Source organism: Ruegeria sp. BC5 (assembly GCF_056539205.1).
On sequence record NZ_JBQFUN010000001.1, the window covers coordinates 1,482,049 to 1,501,815 of the forward strand.

Consider the following 19,767-nt stretch of genomic DNA (forward strand, 5'->3'; position numbering starts at 1 on the left):
TGTGACATCGCATGAAGAAATGTGAGAGGTCCGATCCCGAATGTTACAAAACTGCCCCAACATCCGGGGTTGGACTCGGGGCTTTGCAACATTAGCTGTTGAAACGGACATAAACTTTACCAGAATGTAGCTGAGAAAGACGACAGATGAGCGAGCAATCCCCATACACGCCCCCCGCAGTCTGGACATGGGACAGCGAAAGCGGTGGTCGATTTGCCAATATCAACCGACCCATTGCCGGGGCGACCCACGACAAGGACCTGCCGGTCGGAAAACACCCATTGCAACTTTATTCACTGGCCACCCCAAACGGTGTCAAAGTCACAGTGATGCTGGAAGAACTACTGGCGCTGGGTCACGAAGGTGCCGAATACAACGCATGGCTGGTTAATATCGGCGAGGGGGACCAGTTCAGCTCGGGCTTTGTCGACGCCAATCCGAACTCAAAAATCCCTGCGCTTTGGGACCGCTCGGGTGATGCGCCTGTGCGTGTTTTCGAAAGCGCCTCGATCCTGTTCCATCTGGCCGAAAAGTTCGATGCTTTCCTGCCGAAATCGGGTCAGGAACGCACCGAGGTGATGAACTGGGTGTTTTGGCAGATGGGCAGTGCGCCTTATCTTGGCGGCGGCTTTGGCCATTTCTACGCCTATGCGCCTGAGAAATGGGAATACCCGATCAACCGCTTCGCGATGGAGGCCAAACGGCAGTTGGACGTGCTGGACCGGCAACTGGCTGAAAACGCTTATATTGCAGGCGAACACTATACCATTGCTGATATGGCCATCTGGCCCTGGTATGGCCAACTGGTGTTGGGCCGCCTCTACAGCGCCGCCGAGTTCCTGGATGTCGAGTCCTATAAAAATGTGATGCGGTGGGCCAAGGCGATCGACGCGCGCCCCGCTGTTCAGCGTGGCCGCATGGTCAACCGTGCGTTTGGTGAGCCGCATACGCAGCTGCACGAACGCCACGACGCAAGCGATTTCGACACCCGCACACAAGACAAGCTGGAAGCAGCAGCAGAATAGTCGCGACGCCCCGCGGTTCGTTGGATCGCGGGGCTTGCCTGACCACCTATTTCAAAATTGGTGGCTTATCCGGGTTACTGCCCGGCGTAACCTGTTCGATGACCCGCGCCTCGGGTTGTGGCAAGTCGAACCGTAAGCCAACCCGTGCCAGTGCCGCTGATGCTGGATCATGCGGGCCAAAAAAACCAACATCCATCGCCCCAGCCTCGATCCCGGAAAAGGTCAGTGCCTCGGACGCGGCTTTGGCCAGTGCGGGCTCAGCCCCCTCAACCGCGCCGACAAAACCAAGAAGGTGGCCCATGCCGCCCTCTTCCGTCTTGGTCCCAACAAGAAACGCAGCTTCGGCCAAGCCGACGGCTGTGGCCAGCTTCGTGTCCAGCGCTGTCAACAGATCATCCGGCATGCCCTTTGGCGGCAGGAACTCTGCCAGACGTTGCTGTACCTCTTCTGGTGCATGTTCCAACGTGGTGGCCAGCCAGCCCAGCGCTTCGGGCGGGATCAGCATGGATGAAGGTGCGACCTCAAGGTTCAGACCCAGCCCGATCCCCTGCCCTGCCAGCATCGTCGACAGCACCCGCCCCGACAGCGCGACGTAAGGCACGGGACGTTCCGCAAATCGGGCCAAACGGTCGTGGCGATCAAAGGCCAGTACAAAGCGGCCATCCGCAACATCGAACAGCTCGGGCGAGATATTCTCGTCCTGCGCTTCTTCGGCCAGCAACAGAAACAGCTCAGAGTCTGCCAGGCGCTCAAAAAACCGCAGACGCGCCGCGTCATCCTGCGGACTGGCCTCCATCGTGGCATGGGCGGCGTCAAGCGCCGTGGCGTTAGTCATTCAAAACCTCTTGCACCCGCGCACGCAGAACCGGCAGCAGTTCAGCTTCGAACCACGGGTTTTTCTTTAGCCATGCCGTATTCCGCCAAGACGGATGAGGCAAGGGAAAGACGCGCGGCGCATGGCCTCGCCAGTTGCGCACGGTTTCGGTCACGGTCGTACGTACACCCAAGTGATATTTGTGCGCATGCCCCCCGACCAGAACCGTCAGCGGTACCTCCCCTAACTCATCCATCACCCTGTCATGCCATGTCTTTCCGCAGATGGGCGGCGGTGGTAGGTCGGCTTTGCGCTCGTTATATCCAGGAAAGCAAAAGGCCATCGGAACGATCGACACGCGGGCGCGGTCATAGAATACGGCCTCGTCAATCCCCAGCCAGTCCCGCAGACGGTCGCCAGAGGGATCGGTGAACGGACGCCCCGAGGCATGGACCCGCGTGCCAGGTGCCTGCCCTGCGATCAACAATGGCGTACCAGACCGAAACCAGACCACCGGACGCGGCTTATGCGCGGTAAACGTGGTCTGAAACCTGTCTGCGCAAATACGGCAGGCCTCAATTTCTTTCTGTAGCGAATTCATCAGATCGCAAGACTTCCTGCATCAAATTGGTTGACGGTCGAAAGGAAAGATAGTCAACGGACACCCCAAGGCCAACAGATGCAAAAGTCACAAAACCAACAGCACAGCGACGGTACGCATTGATCATTTGTTTCACAATTCGACATAATGTAGCCAACATGGACCAATAAATTTGTCGATGGTTTACCAACCTGGGCGGTGTACCAAACAAACGCCCGAGCAGCAGGCCGTGAATGCTTGAGTTTGAGAATGTCAGTAAGTCCTTTTGGACCGGGACCCGCCGCAAGGTGATCCTGGATCGGGTCTCGTTCCAGATCGAACTGGGCCGGTCGATTGGCATATTGGCCCCAAACGGCACCGGCAAGACGACATTGATCAACATGATGGCCGGGCTGGAAAAACCGGATGAGGGTGTGATCCGCAAATCCTGCCGCATCTCGTTCCCGATGGGGTTTTCCGGCGGTGTGGTCAAAAAGCTTTCGGCCCTGGAAAACGCCCGCTACATCGCCAAAATCTATGGAATGGATCCCGACTATGTCGAGGCGTATTGCAGCTGGCTGTGCAATCTGGGTGAGTATTTCAACCAGCCTATCGGGACCTATTCATCCGGCATGCGGGCTCGCTTTACCTTTGCCCTGATGCTGGCGCTGGATTTTGACATGTACCTGATTGATGAGGGCATGCCCTCATCCACGGATGTAGAATTCAATCGAAAAGCAGGTGACATCCTGCGAGAGCGTTTGCGGACAACCACACTGGTGATCGTGTCCCACAATCCCGACGTTCTTGAGAAATTTGCACAGCAGGCGGCAGTTCTATTGGACGGTCAGCTTTACATGTTCGACACCTTGGAAGAGGCACGACAGTTATATGACTACCAAACCCAAGGCTAAAAAATATCGCTGGCGCCGCAATCGTCAGGGCTCGGATTCCGCAGACGCACGGGCCGACGCTATTTCGCGCATCAGAAAAGCGACGCAACCGTCTGAGGCGGCAAATAACCCGTCTCCCTCGACCGATATTGAGGCGATCAAGCGCGAAGGTCTAACCGGTCGCCAACTGCGTGTGGCACGTCGTCTGGCCCAGAAAAACGGGCTTGCTGCAACGTCGGATTACGACGCGGTGCGGCTATTACGTAAAAAGGGCATCGATCCGTTCGAACGTGCCAACTTGCTGGATTTGGCAGCCGAAAAAACAGGTTCGAATGATCAAGCAAAGGACAAGATCAAGATCCAGTTGCCGCAGACGATTTCGGACTCTTCCCAAGGCCTTACCGGTCCGGAGCTAACGCCAGCCGAGCGGCGAAATCTTGAAATCGGTGAAATTCAAAAGGACATCGCACGCCGCCGCAAACGCAAGCTGTTTGCGCTGTTTGCGCGTCTGGCAGCCTTTGTACTGCTGCCGACCCTGATTGTGGGCACCTATTTCTATCGGTACGCAACACCGATGTACGCCAGCGATTCCGCCTTTTCAATCTTGCAGGCAGACGGCGGCGGGGCGTCCTTTGGTGGGTTTCTTGCAGGTACTCAATTCGCCACTGCACAAGATTCCGTCGCCACGCAGGAATTTTTGGAATCCAAAGACGCGCTGGTGCGACTTGAGAACGACACCAATTTTTCCGAAATCTTCAAGCAGGATTGGATCGATCCGATTCAACGCCTGCCGCAGGATGCATCTCTTGAGGATACCTATAAGCTTTACAAGCGGATGATTACCATTGGGTACGACCCCAGCGACGGTATCATCCGGATGGAAGTTGCGGCACCAAGCCCCGAGATTTCAGTCGAACTTTCCAATCTTCTACTGTCCTATGCCGAGGAAACCATCAACGGTCTGACCGAATTGAAACGCGAAGACCAAATGCGCGATGCCCGGGCCGGTTTTGAATTGGCTCAGAACGAACGTCGAAAAGCTCAGGAGGAACTGATCGAGCTGCAGCTTCAGGGGGCGGTTTTGGACCCAGAAAACGTCCTCCTTGGCCTGCGCGAACGGATCAACGTAATCGAAATCGAGTTGCAGGAAAAAGAACTGCAGCTGGCCGCACTTTTGGACAACTTGCGCCCGAACCAAGCCAAAGTGGATGGTGTCCGTGCGGACATTCAACGACTTGAAGTTGCCCTGGCAGAACTGAACGCCGAAATGCTGGACGCGTCAGCAGGCGAAAACTCGCTGGCGCGTTTAAGCGTGCGAATTCAGATGGCCCAGGCCGACCTTGTGGCTCGTGATTTGATGCTGCAAACCGCAATGGAACAGATGGAAACCACACGAACCGAAGCCAACCGCAAAGTGCGTTATCTGACGGTTTCAGTGAACCCGGTCGCCAGTGAGGAACCCAGCTATCCGCGCAAGTTTGAAAATACGATTTTGGCTTTCCTATTGTTTGCTGGTATCTACCTGATGATCTCGCTTACCGCGTCGGTCCTTCGTGAACAGGTATCCTCGTAAGACACATGAAACATGTAAAAATCTCCGATCTCACGGTCGGTAATGATCTGCCTCTGACGATCATTGCCGGCCCCTGCCAACTTGAAACCGCCGATCACGCCCAGATGATCGCTGGCAAAATGAAAGAGGCCTGCGACGCCGCCGGTGCTCAGTATGTGTTTAAAGGCTCGTTCGACAAGGCTAACCGCACCTCTGTAAACGCAGCTCCTGCACTGGGCCTCGACAAAGGTTTGGCAGTGCTGCAATCGGTAAAGGACAGCATTGGCGTGCCAGTCACTACGGATGTGCATGAGAAAGAACAATGCGCGTCCGTTGCCGAGGTGTGTGACATCCTGCAAATCCCCGCTTTCCTTTGCCGTCAAACCGCCCTTCTAAAATCCGCAGGCGCAACAGGCGCTGTGGTCAACGTCAAAAAAGGTCAGTTCCTGGCCCCTTGGGACATGCAGAACGTCGCGGCCAAGATCGAAAGCACCGACAATCACAACATCATGCTGACGGAACGTGGTGTCAGCTTTGGCTACAACCGCCTCGTGGTGGACATGCAATCTCTGCCGGAAATGTCTCGCACCGGGTACCCGGTGATAATGGACGCCACCCACACTGTGGCTCAGCCCGGTGGATTGGGTGGTGCATCCGGTGGTCAGCGCGAATTTGCGCCCGTTATGGCACGCTCGGCTGTTGCCGTTGGTGTAGCCGGTGTATTCATGGAAACACACCAAGATCCGGACAACGCCCCCTGTGATGGCCCCAACATGATCTATCTGGATCAAATGCCTCAATTGATTGACACATTGATGCGCTTTGATGCATTGGCCAAAGCCAACCCGATTCAGATTTAAGCAAGAGCGATAGTATGACCAAACCCATCCCCGAGGTGACTCCGAACACCTGGAGTTTTCTGCGCGACCCGATGATCAAACCCACCGGGTTTCGCGAATATGACGCCCGTTGGAAATACCCCGAAGAGATCAATCTGCCGGGCATGACGGCGCTGGGGCTGGGTTTGGGCACTCAGATGCGCAAGCGTGGAATCGCGCCTGTGATCGCGGTCGGCAACGACTATCGCGACTATTCGCTGGCAATCAAGAATGCGTTGATCCTGGGCCTGATGCAGGCTGGAATTCAGGTCAAGGATATCGGCCCGGCACTGAGCCCTATGGCCTATTTCGCCCAGTTCCATCTGGACGTTCCCGCCGTGGCCATGGTCACCGCCAGCCACAACCCGAACGGCTGGACCGGCGTGAAGATGGGCTTTGAACGCCCGTTAACTCACGGCCCGGACGAGATGTCGGAATTGCGCGATATTGTTCTGAATGGACAAGGCGCCCCCCACGAAGGGGGTTCGTACGAATTCGTGGACGGCGTGAAAGAGGCTTATATCGACGACCTGGTTGGTGACTTCAAAATGTCCCGGCCCCTGAAAGTTGTCTGTGCGACGGGTAATGGTACAGCGTCAGCCTTTGCGCCCGAGATTTTCGAACGGATGGGGGTCGAGGTCGTGCCCAGCCACAACCGGCTAGACTACACCTTCCCCAACTACAACCCTAATCCTGAAGCCATGGAGATGTTGCACGACATGGCCAACACCGTGAAATCCAGCGGCGCCGACATGGCGCTGGGATTTGACGGTGACGGAGATCGCTGCGGTGTTGTCGATGACGAAGGTGAAGAGATTTTCGCCGACAAGGTCGGCGTGATCATGGCCCGCGATCTGGCCAAGCTGTACCCCAACGCGACCTTTGTGGCGGATGTCAAATCAACCGGGCTGTTTGCCAGCGACCCCGAGTTGCAGGCCCACGGCGTCAAAGCCGATTACTGGAAAACCGGCCATAGCCACATGAAGCGCCGGGTTAAAGAAATCAATGCTCTGGCAGGGTTCGAGAAATCGGGCCACTACTTCCTGGCAGAGCCGATCGGGCGCGGCTATGACTGCGGCATGCGAGTCGCGGTTGAGATCTGCAAATTGATGGATCGCAACCCGGACAAAAGCATGTCGGACCTGCGCAAGGCGTTGCCAAAAACTTGGTCGACGCCGACCATGTCGCCCTATGCCTCTGATACCGAGAAATACGACATTCTCAAACGGTTGGTGGACAAGCTGGTTGCCAAGGCAGATGCGGGTGAAACCCTGGCAGGCCGCGCGGTCAAAGAGGTCGTCACCGTCAATGGCGCCCGCGTCATTCTGGACAATGGCAGCTGGGGGCTGGTGCGGGCGTCCTCGAACACGCCAAACCTGGTTGTGGTCTGTGAAAGCAGCGAAAGCGAAGAAGAAATGCGCGCCATATTTGCCGATATCGACGCCGTCATCCGGACTGAGCCCGGCGTTGGCGATTACGACCAAACCATCTGATTTGGGATCGGGGCGCCTAAGGCGCCCCGCCCTTTAATTTCCACCCAACAGTTTGAACAAGCCTTTCTTGGCCTCTTCTTCCAGCTTATTTTTCAAAGCATCCTCGACACTTTCACTGTCAGTCACTGCCGTACCCAGTTCATCACCCACTTTGTCCAGAACCTTTTGCTTGGCGTCGTCCTCAAGGTCTTTTAGCTGACCTTCGGCGGCGGCCTCGATCACTTTGGACAAATCGGGTTTGATCGAAGGGTCGCTCCACGGCCCGACAATCCGCACTGGAACCGAAAGACCCTGCCCCGAGTTGGCCCGCAGCGCGGTTGGGGTAAACAGATAGTCGATCCTGCGCGCGCCGATATTGACCTTGCCCGTCCCATCTGCACGGAAATTGTCCAGTGACATCAGCAGGTCGTTATTGGTCAGCACACCCTGATCAATGGTAAAACTGGCTGTCAGGCTGTTGAACACGGTTGTCCCACCCGAACCTTTGCCGCGCCCCATCAGGCGATCCAGATCAAAACCCGAAATCACGCCCTGCCCCACATTCAGATTGCCCGTGCCACTGAGGGATCGCATGATCTGGTCTTCGGTCTGCCCGACGCCTAGAAATTCAAACTCACCCGTTCCTGTACCCGTAAAACGCTCAATCCCCGCGAGGGTGGACAGGGCTTGTTGAACGTTCATGTTTTTCGCCTTCAGCTTACCGCCGACTGACAGGCCATTGCGGTTGTTGGCCACCACCTGCCCGTTAACCTGACCCGAGAACAAAGTGGCCGGGTTCATCTGCAACACAGCACGGGACCGGTCGAGTATCAGCGTCAGGTCGCTGGCTCCCAGTTCTATGTCGGGCAGGACAATGGACGAGGCCGTCAGGCGTATTTCCCCATTGGCCAGCGACAGGGCCGAGGCATCAATCGGGGCCTTGGACCACCCACTGTCGGGCGAGGACGCCGTTCCCGACCCACCCCCGCTCGACGCCGGCGCGTCATTGAAACGTGACAGGTCAATATCCCCACTCTTGAGCCGCGCGGTGATTTTCGGCGGATCCGAAATCTCGATATCCGTTTCTCCGGTAAAGCGGTTGTGGTCCAACTGCGCCACCATGTTGCGCAGTGAGATACGGCCCTCGCTGGTATAGGTCATCTGCCCAGACACATCGGCCTTGCGGCCCAATCCCAGCGGCACCCCGACACCCGCCTGTCCAAAAGCGGCCATCATTTCCTCGGTGTTCCTGGTTTTGACCGCAAGCGCGCCGTCCATTTCTCCAGCAAGGTTGACGCGGCCATCGAACCCAACCTCGCCGCCCGGCGCGGTCAGAGCCAATTTCAAAGGTGCGACAGCCCCGGATGCATAGGTCGGCAGGTCCGGTATTTCGAGGTCAACTTTCACGTGGCCGCCCGGCACTGCCATCCGCGCCTCCATGACCATGGGTGAGGTCGGCCCCGGCCAGCTGGCCGACAGATCAACGTTTGAGAAGTTGAATTTCGTTGCGCCATTTTCGATGTAAACCAACTGTGCATTGGTCAGTTCCAGACGGTCCAGCGTCACGGCACCTTGAGGCGATGCAGATGACGCGCTGGTATTGCTTCCGGTCGTCGCCTGCGAGGCAACCGGAGCGCTTAATTCCCAATTGCCGCGTCCATCGGATAACTCGAGCCTCAAAACCGGATTATCCGCGACAACCCGCCTTATCCGTAAATCTCCGTTCAGCAGCGCCGAAGCATCCACGCCGACGGCAAGGCTTTCGGCGCTGAGCATCGGTTCGGACCCGGCCCAGGGTGCGTTGCCAAACGTGACAGGGCCGGTCTCCATCCCCAGAACGGGCCAGAACGACAGGTTCACATCCCCCGACAAGGTCAGGTCGCGCCCCGTTTCGCTTTTGACCTGTTCCGCCAGAATCGCCGCCAGCTTATCCCCCGGCATCAGCAATAAGGCGCCGATGACCAACCCGATTGCGGCCACGAATAAGAAGAGTATGCGCACCAGCCACTTCATTTTTCTGCTCTCCGCTTATTTGGCATGCGTTGAAAAGATCATCCAAAGCCCAGCCCGTATTTGCAAGAGGAAGCGTTCCCCACTATATGCCGCGCCATGAGCACGAACCCACCAAACCTCCGCCCTGACCTGGCGCCCGCCGCCAGGATGCCTGATACGCCACGTACCAACCAACCAACCATTGGTATGGTGTCGCTGGGCTGCCCCAAGGCCTTGGTCGATAGCGAGCGGATTTTGACCCGTCTTCGTGCAGAAGGGTACGGCATTTCGCCAGATTATTCCGGGGCCGATGCCGTAATCGTGAACACTTGCGGGTTCCTTGACAGCGCCAAGGCTGAGTCTCTGGACGCCATTGGCGAGGCTTTGGTAGAAAACGGCAAGGTCATTGTGACCGGCTGCCTGGGGGCCGAGCCCGACTATATCCGTGAACACCACCCGCGCATTATGGCCGTGACCGGGCCGCATCAATACGAACAGGTGCTGGATGCGGTGCATTCAGCAGTTCCCCCCGATCCTAATCCATTCGTTGATCTACTGCCCGCCGCCAGCGTGCAGTTGACCCCGCGCCATTACAGCTATCTCAAGATATCCGAGGGCTGTAACCACAAGTGCAAATTTTGCATCATCCCAGACATGCGCGGGAAACTGGCCAGTCGTCCCGCCCACGCCATATTGCGTGAGGCCGAAAAGCTGGTCGACAATGGCGTGCGCGAATTGCTGGTGATCTCGCAGGATACCTCGGCCTATGGGCTGGACCGGAAATACGATGTGAACCCGTGGAAGGACCGTGAGGTGCGCAGCCACATTACCGATCTGGCGCGTGAGCTGGGGCAGCTGGATGCCTGGGTTCGTCTACACTATGTCTACCCCTACCCGCATGTGCGCGAGCTGATCCCCCTGATGGCCGATGCCAGGTGCAACATCCTGCCCTATCTAGACATTCCGTTCCAACATGCCCACCCGGACGTTCTGAAACGCATGGCCCGCCCGGCGGCAGCGGCGAAAACACTGGACGAGATCGCAGCATGGCGCGCGACCTGCCCTGATATCACCCTGCGCTCGACCTTTATCGTCGGCTATCCCGGCGAGACCGAGGCTGAGTTCCAGACGCTTTTGGACTGGATGGATGAGGCGCAATTGGATCGCGTGGGATGCTTCCAATACGAAAACGTGGATGGCGCACGCTCGAACGATCTGCCCGACCATGTTCCGGCCGAGATCAAACAAGAGCGCTGGGAACGGTTCATGGAGAAGGCACAGGCGATCTCCGAGGCAAAGCTGGCCGCAAAGGTCGGCCAGACCATCGAGGTGATCGTGGACGAGGTCGATGGCGAAGCCGCCACTTGCCGCACCAAATCCGACGCGCCCGAGATCGATGGGAATCTGTTTATCGACGAAGGGTTTGAAACCCTCAACCCTGGCGACATCGTCTCGGTCGAGGTCGATGAGGCTGGCGAATATGACCTTTGGGGCAAGCTGACCTGATCCAGTCACCCCTGCTGGGCAAAGCGTGAGGCAAGTTTATTGGTGTTTTGCGCCAGACTCGTGGATTATGACGGGACATACCGCCTTATAGGAAGGAAGTTCCAATGTCCTGCCTACGCCCCTTTGGCCTGAAATGCATAACGGTTATCCTTGCTGCCCAGCTTTATGCCGTTCCCGCTGTTGCGGACAACGTCCGCGCGGGCGGTTTCATAATTATAGGGTCCGAACCGCTGAGCCTGCACCTGCGCAGCAAACACCATGTGCAGCGATACTATGGCGAACCTAAAGTCTATCATCGGTCCAGCAAACACAAACATCAAACCAAGCCGAAAGTGTACCACCACAAGAGCAAACCCAAGGTTCATTACGTCAAACCGGTCAAACGACACCACCGGTCAAGGCAAGCGTTCAGCAACAAACATGCCTCGCCTTATTACCTTCCACGGAGTTACGGAATTCAAAACCGAAGATATCGCTATGGTATAAAACGGCGGAGGTATTGATGGCTTCAAAACAGGCTTAGAAGCCCGATGACCCAAGCCAATCCCGCCGCCAAAGCCGTTAACGCAACAGCAGCACTGGCGGCGTCCTTGGCCTGCCCCGCCAGTTTATTGTGATCGGTCGAGGTGTGATCGACAGCGCGCTCAATCGCGGTATTGAACAGCTCGGCCACCAAAACAAGCAGGCCAAATATCAGGATCAGGGCGCGCACCCCTTCACCGAACGGCAACCAAACGGCCAAAGCAGCCGAGACCAGATTTGCCCAAACCCAGGCGCGGAACGAATACTCTTCACGCCAGGTCGCGACCAGCCCTTGCCAGCTCCAACGCGTTCGATCCTTGAGATGTGTAAGAAGGTTTCTCATCAGCCTTCAACTTTTCGGTGTACGGAACTGAAGCCGCATTGATTTATGGAGGGCAAGAAAAAACCGCCCCGAGGGCGGTTTTTTTGTCGAGAATGTGCGGGCAGCCTTAAAAACGGGCCACCCGCGGAATAGTTATTGTGCGACCGGATTACAGACGGTCTGGCCTGCTTCTGTCGTGGCCAGCTCAGTTCCTGCCGGGCAGCTAGGTGTGCCGAATTTGTCGTACTCAGGCGTGATATAAACCGGCGCCGGTTCTTCCTGCTGCGAGCAAGCAGCCAAAACAAGGGCAAATGCACCAACGGCAGCAAATTTGAGTTTCATGTCCGTCATTCCTCTATTAATTTCCTGATATTGCCCAAGAATCCGGGGCCGGTCTCACAATACGACTTGAATGGCATATTTGCAACGAATTCGATCACGCGATCGTGAAGAAAGGCGAAACAACGCCGGTAACCCCCTCAGAAACAGCGGATTTATGAGCATAGGCTACCGATTTTCGCGTATCGCTCTACACTGGTAGACTGACATCAGCAAAAGACGGAGTAGCCACATGTCTGACAGCCCCACCATCGCGCAAAAAGGTCCCTTCCCGGTCGAGGTGATCGAAGGGAAAAGCTATTTCTGGTGTGCATGCGGCCGATCCAAGCGGCAGCCGTTTTGCGATGGATCGCACAAAGACACCGGGTTCGAACCGGTAAAGTACACGGCAGACAGCAGCAAAAAAGTCTTTTTCTGTGGCTGCAAACACAGCGGGAATCCTCCGCTGTGTGACGGGTCGCATTCCAAACTGTAATCAGGTCTTCAACGCGTTCAACAGATCAGCGTTGGCACAGAATTCGGGTGCGGTGTGGGCCTCGGATTGTTGTTCAGACAACCAGATGGCACATTGGTTACTGCACTGCGATGCCCGGCAGCGTGTTACCAGTTCGGCATAGCGATCCGGTGTCAGCCGTTTCTCTGCCATGGCTTCGGTCAACGAGATTTTCATACATCGCGCCACCGAACGGGTTAGCCAAAAGTGTTTTTCGACATCCCCCAAAGAATTTCGCGCCATCAGTTTTCCTGCTTTGATCATGTTTTCAACACAGCAAACCGGTGTTGGTTTCTGCTAGTCTGTAGGTCACCTATCGCGTCCGGTGACCACTCTAATGCGGCATGAAACCTTCCTGTCGTTAAGGCTGCAGTTTTCGGAGCATTTCCTGATTGCGGCAGTATTCCGGCGTTTGGCCCGCCTGCGCGGGCTGCTGTAGGAAGCTCTGGCAATGATTGGGATTTGCACAGCCCGTACACCTCAGAACAGCATCGGAAAGCTGATCGATCGAAACATCACCTTCAATCGCGGATTCCTGCAGATCCACACCAAGTTTCGTAGCCATCTGATCCACAAGACCTGCATGGAATTTCAAGACTTCTTGATCGGGCATGAGAGGTCCTTTCCTGCCATCTGTCCGCAGCAGGATATCTCAACCCGGTGCTTGGGCCTTTGACTCACATCAAGGCCCGACGCTGATATGATCCAGATAGGCTCGGGTCGCGTCCTGCACGCGCCTAAATCGATCCCCACCCAGCTTTTTTCCGCCGTACCAGCGGGTGACGATGACCACATGACTGTCCAGCCCGGCCCGTTCAAGCATCCTTAGAATCACCATGCCCGCACCGCTTTCCCCGTCATCGGCCTTCAACGCCCCGGTCGGCAAAATGGCCGCCCAGGTGTTGTGCGTGGCTTTGGCATAAGCCTTGTCTGACTTGAGCTCCTGCAAGACTGCATTAACATCGGCCCGCGTGCCAACGGCTGCGCCTGTTACCGCGTATTTCGACCCCCGGTCCGTCAGGATCACGCCCAGCCGTGTCAAAGCGGTCATTGCGTCAAACCCAATTGTCTTGCGGTTTCAAGAACGATCTGAACTCGGTCGGTATTTGGGGGGTGCGTTCCCAGAAACTGATCCCCCGGATCGGGAAGGCGATCAAAATATTTGGCGCCAATTAAAGGGTTGTATCCCGCGTTATGGGTGATGATCGTGCCCAGTTGGTCCGCCTCAAGCTCGAACGCTTTCACGTTCACCTGCACACCCAATTCGGCCCCCAATTTCTGCGTGCGTTCAAGGTCTTTGCCTTCCTCGCCATGCAGCTTACCCAATTCGCTGAAGATCGCGGCACTTTCCTGGGCGTTTTTCGACTGCCGGGCGATGTGTCCCAAAACATGATGCGCTGCCTCGTGCCCCATGACAAACGCCAGTTCATCAGGATTCTTCGCAGATTGGATCATCGAACGCGTGAATATGATTACCGGCTGATTGTCATCATCCAGAGTCTGAAAGGCATTTGCCGGTGCGCGCGGGTTCAGGTCGACCAATATCGTGAAATCGCAATTTTTGACCTTGGCCTGGCGCAGACATTCGGCGCGGGCTTCGTCGCCGACCTGACGGCTGATTTTCCGAAACGCGGCGGCGTCGACCTGAAAATCACTCGAATCCAGCGACCATTCATTTGCCGGTTGCACGCGCAGGACACCGGCACTGCAGGCCGTCAACAACAGAGGAAACAGCAAATAGATCAGACGGCGCATTCATATTCCTTTGAAACGGTGATCCCGTTTGAAAAACCATAGCGCGACACCTGGGGGACTGCCACCTTCGGATTGCACGGGAACGGGTTGCATTGCCGCCTTGCTCCCTGCACTCTGCCTATATGTTTTCGATTGAGCATGAATTCGACTCGACAGTCATTACTCTGGTGGACGAAGGCCCCAAACCTTTGCAAGAGGATGTCGTCATCAACAGCTTCGCCGAATGTGTGACGCTTGAGCAGCTGGACCCACGCACAGACAAGATCCAGAAAATAACCTTGTCGCCCGAGCAGGTCCGCGATCTGGCCGCTGCGCTGGATTTGCCGGAAGGGGTGTATCAAATCCACGAAAGACCCAGTCAAGGCGCATAGACAAACAGCTTGTCCCGCGCAGTCTGCCCTTGTTTTAGGGTCAGCGTCGAAGGGGCCACCTGCATGGCCGTGGCCAGTATCCGGCGCACAGCTTCGTTGGCTTTGCCGTTTTCGGGCGGCACAGTGACCGTAATGCGGATTACGCCCTTGTCCATCGTAATGCTGTCCTTTGCGGCTTTCGGCGTGACCCGAACCGGAACCGCCGTGCCAGGGACGGCATGGGCGCTTAGGTCGGGTATGTCGCGCAGTTTTGGCCTGGCCATCTTTTCACCTCTTGCCTGTAAATACCCTTGCATGGGGCACCGGGGAATGAAAATGATCCGGCCTATCCAGCTGATTGCACTTGAAACGCGCCAGATACTCAACCAGATACAGACTGCTCATGTAAAGGAAGTTAACATATGTCCTTGAAAAACCCGGCTGCCCTGGAATTTCTGCAATCGCGCCGGTCCCGCCCTGCCAAAACGCTGATTGCTCCGGCCCCGACGCGGGATGAGCTGTTGCCGCTTTTGACCGCCGCCGCCCGCAGCCCCGATCACGGCAAGCTGGAGCCGTGGCGCTTTATCGTTCTTGAGAAAGGCGCAATGCCGCGCCTGTCCGGGTTGACGCACGAGCGGGGCGTTGCCCTGGGCAAGACGCCCGAGGACATCGCAAAAGCGCAAAGCCAGTTTGACATGGGCCATCTGGCCGTTGCCGTGGTCGAGGTGCAGAAACCATCCGAAAAAATCCCGGCGATTGAACAGACCTATTCGGCTGGTGCTGTCTGTCTGGCCTTACTGAACGCGGCGCTTGCAGCGGGTTGGGGGGCGAACTGGTTGTCCGGCTGGCAAACCCATGATCCAGAATTCTGCCGTCAAGCCTTTGGCTTGCAAGACAATGAGCGCATCGTTGGCCTGATCCACATTGCTACCGAAGGCACGGCCCCGCCAGAACGCCCTCGCCCGGATGTGGCAGCGCTGACCGAATGGGTCGAGGAATGATGATCCTCAACGCGTTTTTTGCGGCGCTTGGTCAGATCGGAGACTCCAAGTTCCGTGCCGTTCTTTTGCGTGGCGTTGGTCTGACAATCGTGTTGTTGATCGCGGCCTGCGCCGGTGCAATCTGGCTGATCAACAGACTGTCTGGGGATGAGATTTCGCTGCCCTGGATCGGCGCAGTCCCGTGGCTGAACGATGTTCTGAATTATTCCGGCATCTTTGTGGTGCTGATTCTGCCGGTGTTTCTGATGATGCCAGTCGCCTCGGCGATTACGTCTTTGTTTCTGGAAGGGGTCGCGCAGGCGGTCGAGGATAAACACTATCCCACCCTGCCCGCCGTTCCAGGCATCCCGTTCAACGAAGGGTTAAGGGATGCGGTTAGCTTCATGGGCGTGCTGGTTGTGGCCAACCTGCTGGCGCTGATCCTCTATGCGATGTTCCCACCACTGGCGCCGTTTATTTTCTGGGCAATGAACGGGTTTCTGCTGGGTCGGGAGTATTTCACGCTGGCCGCGATGCGAAGGATCGGGCGGGACGGCGCGCGCAAGCTGCGCGCCAAACACTCCGCCACCATTTGGCTGGCCGGCACCTTGATGGCCATTCCCCTCTCGGTGCCGCTGGTGAATCTGGTGATCCCAATCCTCGGGGTTGCCACTTTCACCCATATCTATCACAAGCTGTCAGGTCTTTCGACCTGACGCTCAGTTCCGCGGTTCCAGTTGGTTCAGCCAGTCGAAATCGCGCACCGAGATCACACCAGAGATGATAATCCCGGCAATAACAGCCCAGAGCACCACCGAAATCCCGGTGGTGATCCACATCTTTTTCTTCATGTGATGCACCTCCGGCGCACCCGCATGGGTGCCCGGAACGATATCACCCAGATCGCCTTGCGTTTTGATACGGATGGGCAACACAACCAACAGCGTCATGAACCAGATGACGGCAAACAATACCAGTGCAGCAGTGATCGTCATGACAGCCTCGCTTGATTAAACCTGTTCTAGTTCGACCAGGCAGCCGTTAAAGTCCTTGGGGTGCAAGAACAGTACCGGCTTGCCATGCGCGCCGATCTTCGGCTCGCCCGATCCCAGAACGCGGGCACCGGTTTCCTTTAAGTGATCACGGGCAGCGATGATGTCTTCGACCTCATAGCAAACATGGTGGATTCCGCCTGCCGGGTTCTTTTCCAGAAAGCCGTTGATCGGGCTGTTTTCACCCAGCGGGTACAGCAATTCGATCTTGGTGTTGGGCAGTTCGATGAACACAACGGTAACGCCATGATCGGGCTCATCCTGCGGCGCACCGACCTTGGCGCCCAGTGCATTGCTATATTGCGCGGACGCGGCCTCAAGATCGGGTACGGCAATGGCGACGTGGTTCAGACGACCAATCATTGAACTCTCCTGTGTTCTGCGTTGCCGCGGTTATGGGGGCAGTTTGGCCAAAGAACAAGTGCGCCAAATTGCCGTTAACCCTGTGTTAGCCAGAAGTTCCTAGCTTAGGGCATCTGCTGATTAGGAGTTCTGCCATGGACGATTCGAGCCCCTTCGCCTCACCCGCGCAGCCGACGGCCACGCGGCCTCTGCTGGGTCAAACCATTCTGGTTGTCGAAGACAGCCGCTTTGCCTGTGACGCGATCCGGCTGATGTGCCTGCATAGCGGTGCGCGTATCCGGCGAGCGGATTGCCTGACCTCGGCCTGGCGCCACCTGCAGATCTATCGCCCTTCTGTCATTCTGGTGGATATCGGCTTGCCAGATGGGTCCGGTGCCGACCTGATTGCCGAATTGGCCGAAGCAACCCCACGTATCGGCGCCATTCTGGGCATGTCCGGTGACGATCACGGTCAGGAGGCTGCGTTGCAAGCAGGTGCCGATGGGTTTTTGAACAAACCCCTGAAATCACTTTCTCATTTTCAGCAGTTCATTCTGAAAAACCTGCCCCAGGATCGTCGACCCAACAATCTGCGCGCCATTCGGGATGAGGTTATCCACCCGGACCCGATGGCCTATCAAGACGACATGGCCCATATCGCAGATGTACTGGCCGGGCCGAACGATCATCGCACTTTGGATTATGCGGCCCAATTCCTGATCGGCGTTGCCCGGGATGCCGAGGATACGGTTCTGGCGGATGCCGCGCAGAAACTGGCCGAAACGCGCGCAGGCGGAGGACCAGTTACGGCGCTGGCCGCAAAGGTCGCCGGCATCGTTCAGGCGCGACTGGAACAGCGCGAGGCGATCTGAATTGATAACGGCGTATTTTCTGACATCCACGATCCTGACGATCTGGGCCTATTCTCAGACCCGTGCAACAGCCCGGAACATCCGTGTTGCACGCGGATCAAAATCCTGTCCGTTGACCGACACTGAAGCAACACAGCAGTTACCGCAGAATATTAACCACAGGCTTGTGGCACCTGATCCAAAGGAAAAACCCGCCGCAGGGGCTGCGGCGGGTGATTGATCAATCCTGTGGGATGATCCGCAATCCCAATTCCATCAACTGATCCGAGGTCGGATCGGATGGCGCGTCCATCATCAGGTCTTCGGCGCGCTGGTTCATCGGGAACATCATGACTTCGCGGATGTTGGCCTCATCAGCCAATAGCATCACGATCCGGTCGATCCCCGCAGCACAACCACCGTGCGGCGGAGCGCCATAGTGGAAGGCGTTGAACAGCGCACCAAAGCGGCTTTTCACCTCATCCTCGCCATAGCCTGCCAGTTCAAAGGCTTTCAGCATGATCTCAGGCTTGTGGTTCCGGATCGCGCCCGAGACCAGCTCATACCCGTTGCACGCCAGATCGTACTGATATCCACGCACGTCCAGAGGATTACCCTGCAGCGCCGCCATACCACCTTGCGGCATCGAGAATGGGTTGTGTTCAAAGTCGATGGTGCCGGTTTCTTCGTCCTGTTCGTAGATCGGGAAATCTACGATCCAGGCAAAGGCAAAGCGGTCTTTCTCGGTCAGACCCAACTCCTCACCGATCACATCGCGCGCCTTACCCGCCACCTTTTCAAAGGCCTTCGGCTTGCCGCCCAGGAAGAACGCGGCGTCACCAACACCCAGACCCAGCTGTTGACGGATTGCCTCGGTCCGCTCGGGGCCGATGTTCTTGGCCAACGGACCTGCGGCCTCCATGCCTTCGCCCTGATCGCGCCAGAAGATATAGCCCATACCGGGCAGACCCTCTTTCTGGGCAAAAGCGTTCATGCGGTCACAGAACTTGCGGCTGCCACCAGTCGGCGCAGGAATGGCGCGGATTTCGGTGCCTTCCTGCTCCAACAGCTTCGCGAATATCGCGAAGCCAGAATCGCGGAAGTGGTCGGAGACCACTTGCATTTTAATAGGATTGCGCAGGTCCGGCTTGTCGCTGCCATACCAAAGTGCCGCGTCTTTGTAGGAGATTTGCGGCCACTCCTGATCAACCTTGCGACCACCGCCGAATTCCTCGAACACACCGGTCAGAACGGGCTGGATCGTGTCGAACACGTCCTGCTGTTCAACAAACGACATCTCAAGGTCAAGCTGATAGAAATCGGTGGGTGAGCGGTCGGCGCGTGGGTCTTCATCGCGGAAACACGGCGCGATCTGGAAGTATTTGTCAAAGCCCGACACCATGATCAGTTGCTTGAATTGCTGTGGGGCCTGCGGCAACGCATAGAACTTGCCCGGATGCAGACGCGAAGGCACCAAGAAGTCACGCGCGCCTTCCGGCGAGGACGCAGTGATGATCGGCGTCTGATATTCGCGGAAGCCCTGATCCCACATGCGACGGCGCATAGACGCCACAACGTCCGAACGCAGCGTCATGTTTTGCTGCATCGCCTCGCGGCGCAGGTCCAGATAACGATAGCGCAGGCGGGTTTCTTCGGGGTATTCCTGATCGCCGAACACCATCAACGGCAGCTCATCAGCAGCGCCCAGCACTTCCAATTCGCGCACGTAAACTTCGATCTCGCCGGTGGGCAGTTTCGGGTTTACCAGCTCAGCGTCGCGCGCTTTGACAGTGCCGTCGATGCGAATACACCATTCGGACCGAACCTTTTCCAGCTCGGCAAAGGCGGCGCTGTCACCGTCACACAGAACCTGTGTAACTCCGAAATGATCGCGCAGGTCGATGAACAGCACGCCACCGTGATCTCGGACACGATGCACCCAACCGGACAGGCGGACGGTTTCACCGACATTGGCGGCGGTCAGAGCGGCGCAGGTGTGGCTGCGATAGGCATGCATGAAAATATCCCTTCGGGCGCAGAATTCGTCGC

The 19,767-nt window shown here is 56.9% G+C and carries 25 protein-coding genes; 11 read left to right on the forward strand and 14 right to left on the reverse strand.

What is annotated here, in order from left to right; translation table 11 throughout:
• Nucleotides 1-146 precede the first annotated feature (146 nt).
• Nucleotides 147-1,025 carry a glutathione-dependent disulfide-bond oxidoreductase gene (yghU, locus tag ACR0LY_RS07440; RefSeq protein ID WP_170347897.1) on the forward strand — a complete coding sequence of 293 codons (879 nt, stop codon included), beginning with the start codon at nucleotides 147-149 and terminating at the stop codon, nucleotides 1,023-1,025.
• A gap of 46 nt (nucleotides 1,026-1,071) precedes the next feature.
• On the opposite strand, the gene ACR0LY_RS07445 is transcribed toward yghU, so the two are convergent.
• Together ACR0LY_RS07445 and ACR0LY_RS07450 are read right to left on the reverse strand one after the other, a co-directional pair.
• Nucleotides 1,072-1,860, reverse strand: coding sequence for an SseB family protein (locus ACR0LY_RS07445; protein WP_170347896.1), 789 nt, complete (start codon nucleotides 1,858-1,860; stop codon nucleotides 1,072-1,074).
• Complete coding sequence (locus ACR0LY_RS07450; RefSeq protein WP_170347895.1) at nucleotides 1,853-2,440, reverse strand: uracil-DNA glycosylase family protein; 588 nt, start codon at nucleotides 2,438-2,440, stop codon at nucleotides 1,853-1,855. The genes ACR0LY_RS07445 and ACR0LY_RS07450 overlap by 8 nt, the downstream gene beginning before the upstream one ends.
• Before the next feature lie 233 nt (nucleotides 2,441-2,673).
• On the opposite strand from ACR0LY_RS07450, the gene ACR0LY_RS07455 reads away from it, so the two are divergent.
• The 4 genes from ACR0LY_RS07455 to ACR0LY_RS07470 are packed head-to-tail and all read left to right on the forward strand — an operon-like array spanning nucleotide 2,674 to nucleotide 7,235.
• The gene (locus tag ACR0LY_RS07455; protein WP_170347894.1) at nucleotides 2,674-3,333 is read left to right on the forward strand and encodes an ABC transporter ATP-binding protein; all 660 of its coding nucleotides are present in this window, start codon (nucleotides 2,674-2,676) and stop codon (nucleotides 3,331-3,333) included.
• On the forward strand, nucleotides 3,311-4,885 hold the full coding sequence (locus tag ACR0LY_RS07460) for a KpsE/RkpR family capsule polysaccharide export protein (RefSeq protein ID WP_170347893.1): 1,575 nt from the start codon (nucleotides 3,311-3,313) through the stop codon (nucleotides 4,883-4,885). The genes ACR0LY_RS07455 and ACR0LY_RS07460 overlap by 23 nt, the downstream gene beginning before the upstream one ends.
• 5 nt (nucleotides 4,886-4,890) lie before the next feature.
• Nucleotides 4,891-5,724 (forward strand): 3-deoxy-8-phosphooctulonate synthase, encoded by an 834-nt coding sequence (gene kdsA, locus ACR0LY_RS07465; protein ID WP_170347892.1) that lies wholly within the window; start codon nucleotides 4,891-4,893, stop codon nucleotides 5,722-5,724.
• A 14-nt stretch (nucleotides 5,725-5,738) separates the two neighbouring features.
• Nucleotides 5,739-7,235 carry a phosphomannomutase/phosphoglucomutase gene (locus ACR0LY_RS07470; protein ID WP_170347891.1) on the forward strand — a complete coding sequence of 499 codons (1,497 nt, stop codon included), beginning with the start codon at nucleotides 5,739-5,741 and terminating at the stop codon, nucleotides 7,233-7,235.
• A gap of 33 nt (nucleotides 7,236-7,268) precedes the next feature.
• On the opposite strand, the gene ACR0LY_RS07475 is transcribed toward ACR0LY_RS07470, so the two are convergent.
• On the reverse strand, nucleotides 7,269-9,227 hold the full coding sequence (locus ACR0LY_RS07475) for an AsmA family protein (protein WP_170347890.1): 1,959 nt from the start codon (nucleotides 9,225-9,227) through the stop codon (nucleotides 7,269-7,271).
• A gap of 96 nt (nucleotides 9,228-9,323) precedes the next feature.
• Between ACR0LY_RS07475 and rimO the strand changes: the two genes are divergently transcribed.
• Nucleotides 9,324-10,712, forward strand: coding sequence for a 30S ribosomal protein S12 methylthiotransferase RimO (gene rimO / locus ACR0LY_RS07480; RefSeq protein WP_170347889.1), 1,389 nt, complete (start codon nucleotides 9,324-9,326; stop codon nucleotides 10,710-10,712).
• Nucleotides 10,713-10,825: 113 nt separating this feature from the next.
• On the opposite strand, the gene ACR0LY_RS07485 is transcribed toward rimO, so the two are convergent.
• The 3 genes from ACR0LY_RS07485 to ACR0LY_RS07495 all read right to left on the reverse strand — a co-directional run bounded on the left by ACR0LY_RS07485 (nucleotide 10,826) and on the right by ACR0LY_RS07495 (nucleotide 11,898).
• Nucleotides 10,826-11,077: a hypothetical protein gene (locus ACR0LY_RS07485; protein WP_480640703.1), complete on the reverse strand. Its 252-nt coding sequence runs from the start codon at nucleotides 11,075-11,077 to the stop codon at nucleotides 10,826-10,828.
• Nucleotides 11,078-11,220: 143 nt separating this feature from the next.
• Nucleotides 11,221-11,577 carry a diacylglycerol kinase gene (locus tag ACR0LY_RS07490; protein ID WP_170347887.1) on the reverse strand — a complete coding sequence of 119 codons (357 nt, stop codon included), beginning with the start codon at nucleotides 11,575-11,577 and terminating at the stop codon, nucleotides 11,221-11,223.
• Between the two features lie 132 nt (nucleotides 11,578-11,709).
• Nucleotides 11,710-11,898, reverse strand: coding sequence for a hypothetical protein (locus ACR0LY_RS07495; protein WP_170347886.1), 189 nt, complete (start codon nucleotides 11,896-11,898; stop codon nucleotides 11,710-11,712).
• Nucleotides 11,899-12,127: 229 nt separating this feature from the next.
• On the opposite strand from ACR0LY_RS07495, the gene ACR0LY_RS07500 reads away from it, so the two are divergent.
• A complete protein-coding gene (locus ACR0LY_RS07500) occupies nucleotides 12,128-12,370 on the forward strand; it encodes a CDGSH iron-sulfur domain-containing protein (RefSeq protein WP_170347885.1) in 243 nt (80 codons plus the stop codon).
• Here the strand turns inward: ACR0LY_RS07500 and ACR0LY_RS07505 are convergent, their stop codons facing one another.
• The 4 genes from ACR0LY_RS07505 to ACR0LY_RS07520 form a co-directional block, all read right to left on the reverse strand.
• On the reverse strand, nucleotides 12,371-12,652 hold the full coding sequence (locus tag ACR0LY_RS07505) for a DUF6455 family protein (RefSeq protein WP_254443020.1): 282 nt from the start codon (nucleotides 12,650-12,652) through the stop codon (nucleotides 12,371-12,373).
• A gap of 97 nt (nucleotides 12,653-12,749) precedes the next feature.
• Complete coding sequence (locus ACR0LY_RS07510; RefSeq protein ID WP_170347883.1) at nucleotides 12,750-13,001, reverse strand: DUF6455 family protein; 252 nt, start codon at nucleotides 12,999-13,001, stop codon at nucleotides 12,750-12,752.
• A 69-nt stretch (nucleotides 13,002-13,070) separates the two neighbouring features.
• Nucleotides 13,071-13,439: a YigZ family protein gene (locus ACR0LY_RS07515; RefSeq protein ID WP_170347882.1), complete on the reverse strand. Its 369-nt coding sequence runs from the start codon at nucleotides 13,437-13,439 to the stop codon at nucleotides 13,071-13,073.
• Nucleotides 13,436-14,143, reverse strand: coding sequence for a M48 family metallopeptidase (locus ACR0LY_RS07520; protein WP_170347881.1), 708 nt, complete (start codon nucleotides 14,141-14,143; stop codon nucleotides 13,436-13,438). Before ACR0LY_RS07520 ends, ACR0LY_RS07515 begins: the two co-directional genes overlap by 4 nt.
• Nucleotides 14,144-14,265: 122 nt before the next feature.
• On the opposite strand from ACR0LY_RS07520, the gene ACR0LY_RS07525 reads away from it, so the two are divergent.
• On the forward strand, nucleotides 14,266-14,514 hold the full coding sequence (locus ACR0LY_RS07525) for a hypothetical protein (RefSeq protein ID WP_170347880.1): 249 nt from the start codon (nucleotides 14,266-14,268) through the stop codon (nucleotides 14,512-14,514).
• Here ACR0LY_RS07525 and ACR0LY_RS07530 read toward each other — a convergent pair.
• On the reverse strand, nucleotides 14,502-14,777 hold the full coding sequence (locus ACR0LY_RS07530; RefSeq protein WP_170347879.1) for a DUF167 domain-containing protein: 276 nt from the start codon (nucleotides 14,775-14,777) through the stop codon (nucleotides 14,502-14,504). The two genes, ACR0LY_RS07525 and ACR0LY_RS07530, sit on opposite strands and share 13 nt — an antisense overlap.
• A gap of 138 nt (nucleotides 14,778-14,915) precedes the next feature.
• On the opposite strand from ACR0LY_RS07530, the gene ACR0LY_RS07535 reads away from it, so the two are divergent.
• Nucleotides 14,916-15,494: a nitroreductase family protein gene (locus tag ACR0LY_RS07535; protein WP_170347878.1), complete on the forward strand. Its 579-nt coding sequence runs from the start codon at nucleotides 14,916-14,918 to the stop codon at nucleotides 15,492-15,494.
• Entirely contained in the window at nucleotides 15,494-16,189 is a 696-nt protein-coding gene (locus ACR0LY_RS07540; RefSeq protein WP_170349336.1) for an EI24 domain-containing protein, read from the forward strand. Before ACR0LY_RS07535 ends, ACR0LY_RS07540 begins: the two co-directional genes overlap by 1 nt.
• 3 nt (nucleotides 16,190-16,192) lie before the next feature.
• Here the strand turns inward: ACR0LY_RS07540 and ACR0LY_RS07545 are convergent, their stop codons facing one another.
• Nucleotides 16,193-16,468, reverse strand: coding sequence for a DUF1467 family protein (locus ACR0LY_RS07545; protein ID WP_170347877.1), 276 nt, complete (start codon nucleotides 16,466-16,468; stop codon nucleotides 16,193-16,195).
• A 15-nt stretch (nucleotides 16,469-16,483) separates the two neighbouring features.
• Nucleotides 16,484-16,888, reverse strand: coding sequence for a methylmalonyl-CoA epimerase (gene mce, locus ACR0LY_RS07550; RefSeq protein WP_170347876.1), 405 nt, complete (start codon nucleotides 16,886-16,888; stop codon nucleotides 16,484-16,486).
• Nucleotides 16,889-17,022: 134 nt separating this feature from the next.
• Here mce and ACR0LY_RS07555 point away from each other — a divergent pair, with 134 nt between their 5' ends.
• Nucleotides 17,023-17,739, forward strand: a complete 717-nt coding sequence (locus tag ACR0LY_RS07555) for a response regulator (RefSeq protein WP_170347875.1) — start codon at nucleotides 17,023-17,025, stop codon at nucleotides 17,737-17,739.
• A gap of 220 nt (nucleotides 17,740-17,959) precedes the next feature.
• Here the strand turns inward: ACR0LY_RS07555 and aspS are convergent, their stop codons facing one another.
• On the reverse strand, nucleotides 17,960-19,735 hold the full coding sequence (gene aspS / locus ACR0LY_RS07560) for an aspartate--tRNA ligase (protein ID WP_170347874.1): 1,776 nt from the start codon (nucleotides 19,733-19,735) through the stop codon (nucleotides 17,960-17,962).
• Nucleotides 19,736-19,767 lie beyond the last annotated feature (32 nt).

Excerpts from the sequence above, each read along its gene's own strand:
- ACR0LY_RS07535 (WP_170347878.1), top strand. The coding sequence starts at position 14,916 with ATGTCCTTGAAAAACCCGGCTGCCCTGGAATTTCTGCAATCGCGCCGG.
- ACR0LY_RS07540 (WP_170349336.1), top strand. The coding sequence starts at position 15,494 with ATGATCCTCAACGCGTTTTTTGCGGCGCTTGGTCAGATCGGAGACTCC.
- kdsA (WP_170347892.1), top strand. The coding sequence starts at position 4,891 with ATGAAACATGTAAAAATCTCCGATCTCACGGTCGGTAATGATCTGCCT.
- ACR0LY_RS07495 (WP_170347886.1), bottom strand. The coding sequence starts at position 11,898 with ATGAAACTCAAATTTGCTGCCGTTGGTGCATTTGCCCTTGTTTTGGCT.
- ACR0LY_RS07500 (WP_170347885.1), top strand. The coding sequence starts at position 12,128 with ATGTCTGACAGCCCCACCATCGCGCAAAAAGGTCCCTTCCCGGTCGAG.
- yghU (WP_170347897.1), top strand. The coding sequence starts at position 147 with ATGAGCGAGCAATCCCCATACACGCCCCCCGCAGTCTGGACATGGGAC.
- ACR0LY_RS07530 (WP_170347879.1), bottom strand. The coding sequence starts at position 14,777 with ATGGCCAGGCCAAAACTGCGCGACATACCCGACCTAAGCGCCCATGCC.
- rimO (WP_170347889.1), top strand. The coding sequence starts at position 9,324 with ATGAGCACGAACCCACCAAACCTCCGCCCTGACCTGGCGCCCGCCGCC.
- ACR0LY_RS07545 (WP_170347877.1), bottom strand. The coding sequence starts at position 16,468 with ATGACGATCACTGCTGCACTGGTATTGTTTGCCGTCATCTGGTTCATG.
- ACR0LY_RS07485 (WP_480640703.1), bottom strand. The coding sequence starts at position 11,077 with ATGAACCTTGGGTTTGCTCTTGTGGTGGTACACTTTCGGCTTGGTTTG.
- mce (WP_170347876.1), bottom strand. The coding sequence starts at position 16,888 with ATGATTGGTCGTCTGAACCACGTCGCCATTGCCGTACCCGATCTTGAG.
- ACR0LY_RS07475 (WP_170347890.1), bottom strand. The coding sequence starts at position 9,227 with ATGAAGTGGCTGGTGCGCATACTCTTCTTATTCGTGGCCGCAATCGGG.
- aspS (WP_170347874.1), bottom strand. The coding sequence starts at position 19,735 with ATGCATGCCTATCGCAGCCACACCTGCGCCGCTCTGACCGCCGCCAAT.
- ACR0LY_RS07555 (WP_170347875.1), top strand. The coding sequence starts at position 17,023 with ATGGACGATTCGAGCCCCTTCGCCTCACCCGCGCAGCCGACGGCCACG.
- ACR0LY_RS07515 (WP_170347882.1), bottom strand. The coding sequence starts at position 13,439 with ATGACCGCTTTGACACGGCTGGGCGTGATCCTGACGGACCGGGGGTCG.
- ACR0LY_RS07490 (WP_170347887.1), bottom strand. The coding sequence starts at position 11,577 with ATGAGAAACCTTCTTACACATCTCAAGGATCGAACGCGTTGGAGCTGG.
- ACR0LY_RS07445 (WP_170347896.1), bottom strand. The coding sequence starts at position 1,860 with ATGACTAACGCCACGGCGCTTGACGCCGCCCATGCCACGATGGAGGCC.
- ACR0LY_RS07450 (WP_170347895.1), bottom strand. The coding sequence starts at position 2,440 with ATGAATTCGCTACAGAAAGAAATTGAGGCCTGCCGTATTTGCGCAGAC.
- ACR0LY_RS07455 (WP_170347894.1), top strand. The coding sequence starts at position 2,674 with ATGCTTGAGTTTGAGAATGTCAGTAAGTCCTTTTGGACCGGGACCCGC.
- ACR0LY_RS07525 (WP_170347880.1), top strand. The coding sequence starts at position 14,266 with ATGTTTTCGATTGAGCATGAATTCGACTCGACAGTCATTACTCTGGTG.
- ACR0LY_RS07470 (WP_170347891.1), top strand. The coding sequence starts at position 5,739 with ATGACCAAACCCATCCCCGAGGTGACTCCGAACACCTGGAGTTTTCTG.
- ACR0LY_RS07520 (WP_170347881.1), bottom strand. The coding sequence starts at position 14,143 with ATGCGCCGTCTGATCTATTTGCTGTTTCCTCTGTTGTTGACGGCCTGC.
- ACR0LY_RS07505 (WP_254443020.1), bottom strand. The coding sequence starts at position 12,652 with ATGATCAAAGCAGGAAAACTGATGGCGCGAAATTCTTTGGGGGATGTC.
- ACR0LY_RS07510 (WP_170347883.1), bottom strand. The coding sequence starts at position 13,001 with ATGCCCGATCAAGAAGTCTTGAAATTCCATGCAGGTCTTGTGGATCAG.
- ACR0LY_RS07460 (WP_170347893.1), top strand. The coding sequence starts at position 3,311 with ATGACTACCAAACCCAAGGCTAAAAAATATCGCTGGCGCCGCAATCGT.